The 10,087-nt window shown below is 45.1% G+C and carries 9 protein-coding genes; 3 read left to right on the top strand and 6 right to left on the bottom strand.

Features of this window, described 5'->3' with window-relative positions:
- A partial coding sequence (locus tag H735_RS31715) for a hypothetical protein (protein WP_042980302.1) occupies nucleotides 1-209 on the top strand: 209 nt, incomplete at its 5' end.
- On the opposite strand, the gene H735_RS19955 is transcribed toward H735_RS31715, so the two are convergent.
- The 4 genes from H735_RS19955 to melA form a co-directional block, all read right to left on the bottom strand.
- Nucleotides 206-1,339 (bottom strand): flagellin, encoded by a 1,134-nt coding sequence (locus H735_RS19955; protein ID WP_020195526.1) that lies wholly within the window; start codon nucleotides 1,337-1,339, stop codon nucleotides 206-208. The two genes, H735_RS31715 and H735_RS19955, sit on opposite strands and share 4 nt — an antisense overlap.
- Before the next feature lie 172 nt (nucleotides 1,340-1,511).
- Nucleotides 1,512-3,758, bottom strand: a complete 2,247-nt coding sequence (locus tag H735_RS19950; RefSeq protein WP_020195525.1) for a hypothetical protein — start codon at nucleotides 3,756-3,758, stop codon at nucleotides 1,512-1,514.
- 116 nt (nucleotides 3,759-3,874) lie between these two features.
- Entirely contained in the window at nucleotides 3,875-5,299 is a 1,425-nt protein-coding gene (melB, locus tag H735_RS19945; protein WP_020195524.1) for a melibiose:sodium transporter MelB, read from the bottom strand.
- Nucleotides 5,300-5,387: 88 nt separating this feature from the next.
- A complete protein-coding gene (gene melA / locus H735_RS19940) occupies nucleotides 5,388-6,740 on the bottom strand; it encodes an alpha-glucosidase/alpha-galactosidase (RefSeq protein ID WP_020195523.1) in 1,353 nt (450 codons plus the stop codon).
- Nucleotides 6,741-7,068: 328 nt separating this feature from the next.
- Between melA and melR the strand changes: the two genes are divergently transcribed.
- On the top strand, nucleotides 7,069-8,079 hold the full coding sequence (gene melR / locus H735_RS19935; RefSeq protein ID WP_020195522.1) for a transcriptional regulator MelR: 1,011 nt from the start codon (nucleotides 7,069-7,071) through the stop codon (nucleotides 8,077-8,079).
- Between the two features lie 78 nt (nucleotides 8,080-8,157).
- Here melR and H735_RS19930 read toward each other — a convergent pair whose 3' ends face one another.
- Nucleotides 8,158-9,060 (bottom strand): Dyp-type peroxidase, encoded by a 903-nt coding sequence (locus H735_RS19930; protein WP_005436880.1) that lies wholly within the window; start codon nucleotides 9,058-9,060, stop codon nucleotides 8,158-8,160.
- A 44-nt stretch (nucleotides 9,061-9,104) separates the two neighbouring features.
- Nucleotides 9,105-9,590 carry a DUF2919 domain-containing protein gene (locus tag H735_RS19925; protein ID WP_027726641.1) on the bottom strand — a complete coding sequence of 162 codons (486 nt, stop codon included), beginning with the start codon at nucleotides 9,588-9,590 and terminating at the stop codon, nucleotides 9,105-9,107.
- 143 nt (nucleotides 9,591-9,733) lie between these two features.
- Here H735_RS19925 and H735_RS19920 point away from each other — a divergent pair, with 143 nt between their 5' ends.
- Entirely contained in the window at nucleotides 9,734-10,087 is a 354-nt protein-coding gene (locus H735_RS19920; RefSeq protein WP_020195520.1) for a DUF2956 domain-containing protein, read from the top strand.

Genomic DNA, 10,087 nt, shown 5'->3' with positions numbered 1-10,087 from the left:
TAGTTCTCTCAAAGTTACTTTTATTAACGGCGCATGCCCTGTTTTCTTTAGAAAAAATTTTAGATTTTTTTGAAAATAATTCGTTTGGAGGGGTAATCGTGACGAAGCGGATAAAAAAGCAAAAAAACTTTCATTTTTCGCTAAAGCTTCTTTTCGAATTGTCGATACAGGCTGATTTTGCGTTAAATTCGTGTGGTACGAATCATTAACCAAGCAGCGTCAAAGCAAGATTTGGCGCTTGTTTTGCTTGCGCCAGAATAGAAGTGCTGACCTGTTGTAAAATCTGCTGCTTCACCATTTGCGTGGTTTCTTTGGCGTAATCAGTATCTTGAATACGGCTGTTCGAGGCCGCTAGGTTTTCGTGGATATTATCCAGATTATTGATCGCATGATTAAAGCGGTTTTGATACGCACCTAACTCAGCACGATGGCTATCAACGTACTTCATAGCAGTATCTAGGACGGCCACGGCTTGTTGCGCACCACCGACAGACGTAATGTCGATGTTATCAACCGCATCATAACCTTTTAGCTGTAACCCCAACTCACTCGCTAAGTCACCTGAAAACGATAAAGTGCCTGAAGTTTCTTCTCCAGCCATAAATAGCTGTAACTGGCCTTCTTCATTCACCGATGCCGTGACTTTGTCAGTTTGACCATTGATATAAGTCGCAAGCTCTTCGATATCATCGCCAGCTTTGGCATTAATTTGAATGGTTGCCGTTTCACCAAAACGATTCGTAAATGACATACTAAGATCATTCGCACCGTCTTTTACTTTCCAATCAGAGCTTGCACGTCCGTTTGCAATGTAACTAAAACCGCCCATATCAATGCCATCACTGCGCATCGACTTTAATTCAACTTGCACGGCTTCACCTGACGCTGCACCGATTTGAAATGCCGACTTACCAAAGCTGCCATTGAGCAGTTTACGCCCACCAAAAGAAGTAGTTTCCGCAATGCGGTTTAACTCATCATTTAAAGCAGAGACCTCTTCTTGCAGCGCTGTACGTTCCGCTTTGCTGTTTGAACCGTTAGCAGATTGAAGCGATAAATCACGCATACGCTGCATGATGTTAGTCACTTCATTCATCGCGCCTTCCGCAGTTTGCATAATGGAAATGCCGTCGTTTGCGTTACGCACGGCAACATCCAAACCACGCATTTGCGATTGCAGACGGTTGGAGATTTGCAGACCCGCAGCGTCATCCTTTGCACTGTTAATACGCTTCCCTGAAGACAAACGCTCCATGGATTGGTTCAGCATATCGGTTGCACTGGTCAAATGACGCTGTGCGACAAGTGCTGCCACATTGGTATTAACGATGATCGCCACGAGTAAAGGTCCTGAAATTAAGGCTTTGGATACTTATCGACCAAATTTCAGAAAGGTTTAGTGTTTTTTAAGAAAAGTGATGTAGTTACGCATTTCCCGACGAGACAGCGAATAGCAAAAAGCCTAGTGATGGCACACTAGGCTTTGCATTTATGAGCAAAGACGACTCAGATTATTTTCTTACTTCGCTGCTTGAGTTGGCAGCAAGAGTAACTGTCACATAACTCACTCGTTGTCCGTTAACGAGCTTGTGCTCAGCAGGAACAGACTGCCCATCAACAGTAAGCGTCGGGTAATCGCCATAGAACCAAGCTTCCCATTCTAAGTTTTGCTCGGAGGTATTGGTTAGCATCGACCGCTCCAAACCATCATGGCGCAAAGTTAATTCGTGCTCTCCCATCGGAAGTTGCTCAACTTGAAGCCAGTCAATATCGGTTGTTAGATGAGACGCGGTTACAACTCGATGGTTTGCCGCATCAGGCTTGATGCCCATCAACCCCTCAATGGTATTCGAAATAAAGGTAAAAGAGATTTCAGGATAGTCACCGTTAGTACCTTGAGTTGGACGCTCATGGGGCTCGTCTTTGATATCCATGATGTACTGCATCCACTTCCATGCTTCCGCATTACGATTGTAAGGGAAGTAGGTTTCAGGGATATAAGTGTAAGCCTCAATGTTGTATGGCGCTTCCGGCGTACTTCCAATTCCATCACCCAGATTTTCTGTAATAAAGTCTAAGTAGCGGTCGTTACGTTCTCCAGGCTCAGTGATCAGCTTCATTGGCATGAACCAACTGTTTTCTTTACCGAAGTCATTCATACGGAAGCCGTCACGCTGAACGATATTCACGTAATTGTCCTGCGGTTTATTTGGATCCGCGATACTCCACTCTTCATTAAAGAAGTCTTTAAGTTGCTGCGCTTTCTCTTGCCAAAGCGCCGCCTCGCTGTACTCTTCACGAGCTCCAAGCATTGCAGCATACGCGACCGTCGCTTGGTATTGAGAGCCTATGCCATCACCGGCTTCAATTGGGAATTCGCCACGCTCGTTGTAAGTTGCGGATCCTTCAAAAATACCACCATAACCTTCGGCAATACCGTTAGGATCTTGATCGTCGTGAAGCGCGATATAATCCGTTAGCACCTTGGTGTAAAAACGCCATAAATCTGGGTCTTCGATGTAACGCTTGTCTCCTGTCCATTGATATTGCTTCCATGCTTTTTCCACAAACTCAAATTGCGCAGGCACTTCACGTACAAACCAACTGTCATCTTTGTAGTCAATGGTATGTGGCGTGCCATCAAAGTTAACCGCCCACAAGGTATACCATTTTCTTGATTCCGTAGAATGCTTAGCGAAGGTCTTAAACATCGAAAAGTTTTCGGCATCTAGACCTGCGATTTTGGCTCCGCTAGCTTGATGTAAGAAGTCGCGAGAGTAGAAAGCCGTTCGGTCAAAATAACCAGCCCAATAAGATGGAATGTAGTCTGCGGTGCCATCACCGTCATTATTGTTCTCATCACGGTTAACCAGGTCATGCTGCCCCGTCATAACGAAGCGACGTGTTTTATCAATTGCCCATTCAAACGAATCTTGGAGCTTCTGATTGGAGGACGTGACGACAACCTGCTTCTCTTTTTCAATCGCTGTTAATATCCATTTTTCTTCTTTGCCATTTGCATCTGTCACTACCGCTTGCACTGGTTGAGTAAAGTCCACGACTTCACCGACATCCATGCTTGATCGACTTTGTTCAGAAACCAAAAGTGTACTCACCGTTATGGCACTTAAATCGGTGCCATAAGGGACTTGGAACTCGACGGTTCGCTGAGTTTTATCAATGCCCGTCACACCGACCTGTTGCTCGGCCTTAAATTGGATGATTTGATTAAAACTAACAGGCTGGCTCTTGTTCACTCTAACCAAAGACACACTGTCGACGCTCACCCCACCGACATCAGATCCTGTAAACCAGACTTTAATTTGCTCGCCTTTCTCTAGTGGAATAGCTGGCAGAGTATTTGGCTTATATATTTCACCCTCTGTATTTTCGTCTTTGGTTTTTTCAATCGTCTGGCTGACTAGAACCTCATCGGTCAGATTACTCAAGCCAAGAATGGCGTCATCACTTGGGCTGCTGATGAAGGCAGATAAATCATAAAAGCCCGTCTCAGGAATAGTGACTGTTTGGCTTACATGATGGTTGGTTCCGGTGGCAATCCTCGCCATCGACTCACCAACATACGCATCTTCATACTTCACATTGGCAAACCAGTAGCTCCATCCTAAACCGTCATTTTCATAGGTAGAATTTGAGACAAGGTTGTCGCCTTTCGAAGAATCATCATCAGACGAGCTATTACAACCGGACAAAGCAAGGGCGACAAGAATCGCTGAAGCAAGTATTTTCAGTTTCATTTTTTTCTCGTAGGGATAGCGTGGTTATTGGATAATGTTTATTCGGGATGCTGCCGGCGACATGAAATGAAGACGCCGGCATGTTTATTGTTTATTTTTAATAGCCATAAGGAGCGTTAAACCGCTTGAATGGATTCTGGAGAAACTTTCGTTTTCTCATCAGAATCGTTGGCTACGATATGGTCGTATTTCTCGGTCAGATGATCCTGAATTTTTTGGTGGTAAGAACCGTTGAGTTTGTAGAAGCGGAAGTACACAACCAAAGCGATAGCGAAGAAGAACGCAGGCAGACCAACCATGATGCATTGCATGCCAAAGACGGTTTCAGGGCTTTGTTCCATGTTCGGTACATAATCCACTGCGGTCAGTGCGATACCAATGAAGAAAGCCGCAAAAGCTGAACCTGCTTTAACCACCAGCGTTTGCACGGAGTAAGCAATACTCTCGCAGCGAGAGCCCAGTTTGTACTCACCGTAATCCACTGTATCCGCCACCATAATGACGTTCAGTACCCAAAATAGCGCCGTACCGATTTGCAACAACACACCCGCAGTAGAAATCAGCAGAATGCTTTGCTTGTCGTACATGCCTACGTAGATAAGAACTGCACTGCCTAGGATTGGGAAGCTCGATGCACACGCCCACAGCACTCGACGTGAGAACATTTGCGCCAATTTAGGGAACAACACCAGTGTAATTAGGTTCGCAATACCAGCATATGCCATGTAGTAAGGGAAAAGTTCCTCATTACCGACCACATAGGTGAAGTAGTAAACCGCAAAGGCTGTGATGATGTTGGTAGCGAGGTTGTATGAAAGTGCCATACAAAGCACGCTAGTCAGTTGGTCATTTTTGTAGATAAGCGAGAGGAGCTTCTTCAGTGATACTTTTTCTTCAGGTTTCGTCACGTCAAGGTTGCTGGTTGAGTAGCGCTCTTTCACGTTACGTAGCGTGATATATGTTGAGACGAGGAAACAACCGACAAGCAAAATCGCAAACACTTGGAAGCCAAATCCTTTGTCGTCGCCACCGACATAATTAACGAACGGCATTGCGATAGCGGCGGTAACAATCCATGCAAGACTGGCAAAGAATCGAGGGTACGGCACAAGCTCTTCACGCTCACGTTTGTCCAGAGTGAGTGTCGGAACCAGTGACCAGAAAGGAATATCCATTAAGGTGTAGGTCATGCCCCACAAAATGTAAGTCACTGCTGCATAAGCAATAAGCCATGGCCCTTCGATGTAATGCGCACTAAACAACATGAGCAACACCACTGAGTTGGTGATGGTGCCAATTAAGATCCAAGGTTTAAATTTACCCCAACGTGTGCGGGTATTGTTCACGATCCAGCCCATAATTGGGTCATTCACTGCATCCCAAATACGCGCAATTAAGAAGATGGTTCCCACCACGGCAGCCGAAATACCAACAACATCGGTGTAGTAGAACATCAGATACATGTAAACGATGGTGATAGCGAAGTCTTTACCAAATGCGCCAAAGCCGTAGCTTAGCTTGGTATTCATAGAGATACTCATTTGTTACTCCTTACGCCCCCTCATCGAGAAGGCGCAGTATATTCACGTTATTGTCGTTTTTATTGATATTGGTTTTTTGATTCTGTATTTACTGATGCACCCACGCAGGCAACCAACCTTCATGTGCTTCAATCAAATCGTCAACAAGGGCATAAATCTCTTCGAGTCCAAGCACTGCTGCAGTATGAGGATCAAGCATGGCAGCATGATAGATACGATCTCGGTTTTCAGTGAGGATGGCTTCCGTCAGCAGAGTCTGAACATTGATGTTGGTCTGCATTAATGCCGCTAAGTGATTTGGTAGTCGGCCAGCTTTGATAGGTTGCACGCCATTTGCGTCGACCAGACAAGCTACCTCCACACAACAACCTTGTGGCAAGTTGTCAATTAACGCTTCATTCTTCACGTTGCCGTAGATAACGCTTGGCGTGCCTGTCCAAATCGAGTTCATGATGGTGCTCGCGTATTCATGCGACTCTTTGACGATGATTTGATCCGCGTTTTTGAAGTCTTCGAGGTCTTTTTTCCAGTCAGCAATTTGTTCTACACAACGTTTAGGATATTCATCCAATGGCACTTTATAACGTTCAATCAGATCTGGGCGATTTGGTTTGATGAAATATGGGGTGTATTCAGAAAAATGTTCTGATGATTCCGTTACGAAGTAGCCCAGCTTCTTAAACATCTCGTAGCGGACTAAGTTGGTGCAACGACCGTTGTGATGCAAACCCGGCTTCGGCGCTTTGCCTGATTCAAATGCCTCAAGCAAATCAGGATAAATGTCGACATACTCCCCCTGCTCGTTTTTCTTTTCGAACGTCAGGTAATAAGCCATGTGGTTTATGCCAGCACAGGTGTAACGAAGGTCTGAATATTCGATATCAAGGTCGCGAGCCAACTCTTCCGCCGTCCCTTGCACGGAATGGCACAAGCCCACTTGTTTGATGTGAGGGTATTTCTCATACATCGCCCATGTGTTCATCGCCATTGGGTTAACGTAGTTGAGCATGGTGGCATTTGGACACACTTCAGTCATGTCTTCACACACGCTCCAAAGGTGAGGAATAGTGCGCAGTGAGCGCATGATGCCGCCAGGACCTAAGGTGTCGGCGATGGTTTGCTCCAAACCGTGACGCTTACAAACCTCAAAGTCCGTTACAGTGCATGGTTCATACCCACCGATTTGGAATGCGATAACGACAAAGTCTGCACCTTGCAATGCTTCTTTTTGGTTTAAGTGACAAGTGATCGTCCCCGTCGCACCGGATGATTCCATCAACTTGCTTACTACTAGGTGTGATTCCTCCAAGCGGATTTCATCAATATCCATCAAGGCAATTTGCGCCCCTTTGAAGGCCGGCTTATGGAACACATCGCCAAGAATGTTCTTCACAAAAATCGTAGAACCCGCACCGATGAATGTGATTTTAGGGCTTTTCATAGTTGAATCCTTTTTGCTTTCATACTTTTGTTTCGATGCATTTAAGTTACACCTGTCGCAACGCCGAATTCGTCTCAGATAAACCAATCACTCTCCCGTTTCCTAACATTTAAAATCAACCAGTAAAAAATCTTAGGAAATGGGATATTTTTGTGTAAATCACGGATAAAGAAGGTGGGAAGATACGCTGAGGCTTGCTAGCACGGCGATTTAAGTCACATAACCAAAATCTTATAAAACAGAGTAATCGGTGTTTTTGAAGCTGTTCTGAGTTTTGTTTCAACAGATTTAGTACAAAGAACTTATACAGTTTCCTAAGAGGTGGGCGATGGCGAAGGTAGAGTCCAAGGCAGAGTTAGATACATTGAAAGTCGTGATTCAAGATAAGTATTCTTCCGAAACGGTTTCTGTAAGCCCACTTTCGCTGTACTCATCCTATGAAAAAATCGATATCGAGCTTAGGCCGCCCCACTCTATGCCGGGTTATCACTGGCACGGACAAGTAGAGGTAAACATTCCTTTTGGCGATGATGTTGAGTACATCATTAATGGCAGCCCAGTCGTGGTAAAAGCGGGCTCGATAGGATTGTTTTGGGCGTCGGTTCCTCATCGACTCACCAACCCGGGCAAGAGTCATAATATGGGGATCATCAATATTCCGATTCACCACTTTATGTCTTGGACACTAAATCGAGACTTCGTCAATCAGATCACTCATGGTTGTGTGCTGCAATCAAACGCCAGTTCATTAGTCAGCGAGTTTGAGTTAGCACGCTGGGCTAAAGAAATAAGCCACTCTTCGGAAAGTCGCCAGCAATTAGCGATTGATGAAATTGGCTTGATGTTAAAAAGAATGTGCTTAGATGGATGGCAACAACTGAGTATCAATCGACAAGAGAAGTCGACCAAAAAAGGCGTCTCCAAACACTCGCAGTTTTACGTCAGTCAAATGCTGGAATACATTGCCACCCATCATAACCAACCGATCACGATAAAAGATATCGCAGAACACATTGGACTGCACACTAATTACGCGATGAACGTGTTCCGACGAACCATGCAGATGACCATCAAGCAATACATCACGGCAATGCGGATTAACCACGCCAGAGCGCTGTTGAGTGATACCGACCGGACAATTTTAGATATTGCTTTAACGGTAGGTTTTAATTCTAGCAGCCGATTTTATGAGACTTTTCAGAATTATATTGGTGTAACGCCAACGCAATATCGCAAGAAGTCACGCGAAGATCATCGCTGGAGCAGTCACAGTACTAGCCCACTTTACGAACTAGAGAAAGGTGCCATTGATGGCAAAAGACCACTGACGGTCAGTTAGTCTTATCAGGCAAGAATGAGAGGAAACAAAAAAGGCAGATCACTCTGCCTTTTTAATCATTGGAGGGTTAGCGAAGAATCACTTAATCGCCAATTCCGCTAGCATTTCTTGTGAAGGAGCGAAGAAGTACGCACCTGTTACCGCTTTAGTGAAGCGAAGCAGTTGGTCAGTCTTACCATCTGTCACGCCGTACATGCTTTCAAGCATCACTTTGATGTTGTGGATAGTGTTGCAGTAAGAGATAAACAGCAGACCGTGTGCGCCCGTTACTGTGCCGTATGGCAAGCTGTGACGAACGATCTTAAGGCCTTTGCCTTCTTCTTTGATGTCCACACGACCTACGTGAGAAGCGGCTGGAACATCTTCTAGCTCGATAGAGTCAGGCTTAGTACGACCAATCACTTTCTCTTGTGCAGACACGTTCAAACGGTTCCATGCAGGAAGGTTGTGCTCAAAGCGTTGAACCATCACGTAACTACCACCAGCGAAAGCACCGTCTTTGATCAATGCTACGTCAGCACGTGCGTCGCCTTTCGGGTTCTCTGTACCATCAACAAATTCTGTCATGTCACGAGCATCTAGGTAACGGTAGCCGTATGTTTCGTCAACAATTGTTACGTCTTCCGCTGTGTCCACTAGGAACTTACGAAGAACGTAGAAGTGCAAATCGTGGCGCGTTGAATGACAGTGGATCAGTACATCAACGTCTGATGCCGGAGCAATCACGTCACCTTCACCCAATTGTGGAAAATCAATCAACTCTTCTGGCATTTGCATGTTTAGGTGCTGCCAGAAAGACTTAGTGAATGCGATAGAAATTGTTAGGTCTGCACCTGGTTGGTTCGCATTGAGCTCTTTTACTAGCTCAGGTAGCGCTTTCAGTTTCGCCAGCACGTTTTCACGGTTTTGGTTCACTTTTAACTGAGTGTAAAGTGCAAATGGTCCTGCTTCAGGCACAATCGCCGTTTGAGCTTGTGACATTGAGAAATCCTCTATACATTGCCCCATGCGGGAATTTTTTGTTCTTAATTCTTCGATGGCTGTTCTTCTTTGTGCTCAACTTGTGGCACGTTGAAACAGTCTTTCACCCATCTTCCATTAAAAAGATAGATCATAAACCAAGCTAACAGGGTAATAGTGAGCGCGTTTGCCCAGTTGAATACACCATGTTCTAAGTAGACATGATACATGGTCTGAACCAATTGAATACCGCACAAGATCAAAGTCATGGCACGACCATGCTGGGTAATTTGATTCACCCAACCTCTGTCTGGATGGCGCAAGCCCATCAACCACATCAATAATAAACTTGGAATACCCATCGATAGTCCGAGATATAGCGTATTAGAGTCGGGATAAACAATCGATAATATCTTGCTACCGCTGTCTCTACTCACTCCTGCCATGGCAAACACCACCCAAGAGCGTGCTAGGAACATCCACCCTAGCCATAACATAATTGGCGCTTTCAAAAATCCATGAGCGTCGTACTGATCAAATGAGTAACGCACAATATCGTCTTCTTAGTTTCATAAAAACGCCACTTTAACTGATCGCTTCAGAGTTGCAACCCAGCAAAGCTGAGAACTAAAGTTCATTTCATCATCTTACGCAGGTAAACTAGGTTTAGATTTACAGTGACGTCGATGGAAACATGAAGAAGAAAAACACAGCAGCACCCGTTCCTTCCCAAGAAACCCAAACAGAAGCGATGAAGATTGCTAAATCCACGCAAAAACCTGGGCAAACCAAAGAACAGACTAAACTGATCGCTCAAGGTATTGAGAAAGGCATTGCTCAGTACAAGAAGCAGCAGAAAGAGCGCAACCGACAAGCGGATAAAGCGAAGAAAAAGCAGCAAAGAGAAAAACAGCGCCAAGTTGATGACGTAGTTGAACAAGGTTCTTCAGACGTTGAAGCACCAACGAGCAAACCTGCCGTCTTACCTTGGGCGCTATTGGTTTTAAGTTGGGCAGGTTTTGCGGCTTACATCATAATGGGGAAATAG

The organism is Vibrio owensii CAIM 1854 = LMG 25443, assembly GCF_000817815.1.
GTDB lineage: Bacteria > Pseudomonadota > Gammaproteobacteria > Enterobacterales > Vibrionaceae > Vibrio > Vibrio owensii.
The sequence above is the reverse complement of the archived record's forward strand: the minus strand, read 5'-3'. Positions and strand labels throughout refer to the sequence as shown.

Coding starts and splice junctions, on each gene's coding strand:
- melR (WP_020195522.1), top strand. CDS start 7,069: ATGGCGAAGGTAGAGTCCAAGGCAGAGTTAGATACATTGAAAGTCGTG.
- H735_RS19920 (WP_020195520.1), top strand. CDS start 9,734: ATGAAGAAGAAAAACACAGCAGCACCCGTTCCTTCCCAAGAAACCCAA.
- melB (WP_020195524.1), bottom strand. CDS start 5,299: ATGAGTATCTCTATGAATACCAAGCTAAGCTACGGCTTTGGCGCATTT.
- melA (WP_020195523.1), bottom strand. CDS start 6,740: ATGAAAAGCCCTAAAATCACATTCATCGGTGCGGGTTCTACGATTTTT.
- H735_RS19930 (WP_005436880.1), bottom strand. CDS start 9,060: ATGTCACAAGCTCAAACGGCGATTGTGCCTGAAGCAGGACCATTTGCA.
- H735_RS19950 (WP_020195525.1), bottom strand. CDS start 3,758: ATGAAACTGAAAATACTTGCTTCAGCGATTCTTGTCGCCCTTGCTTTG.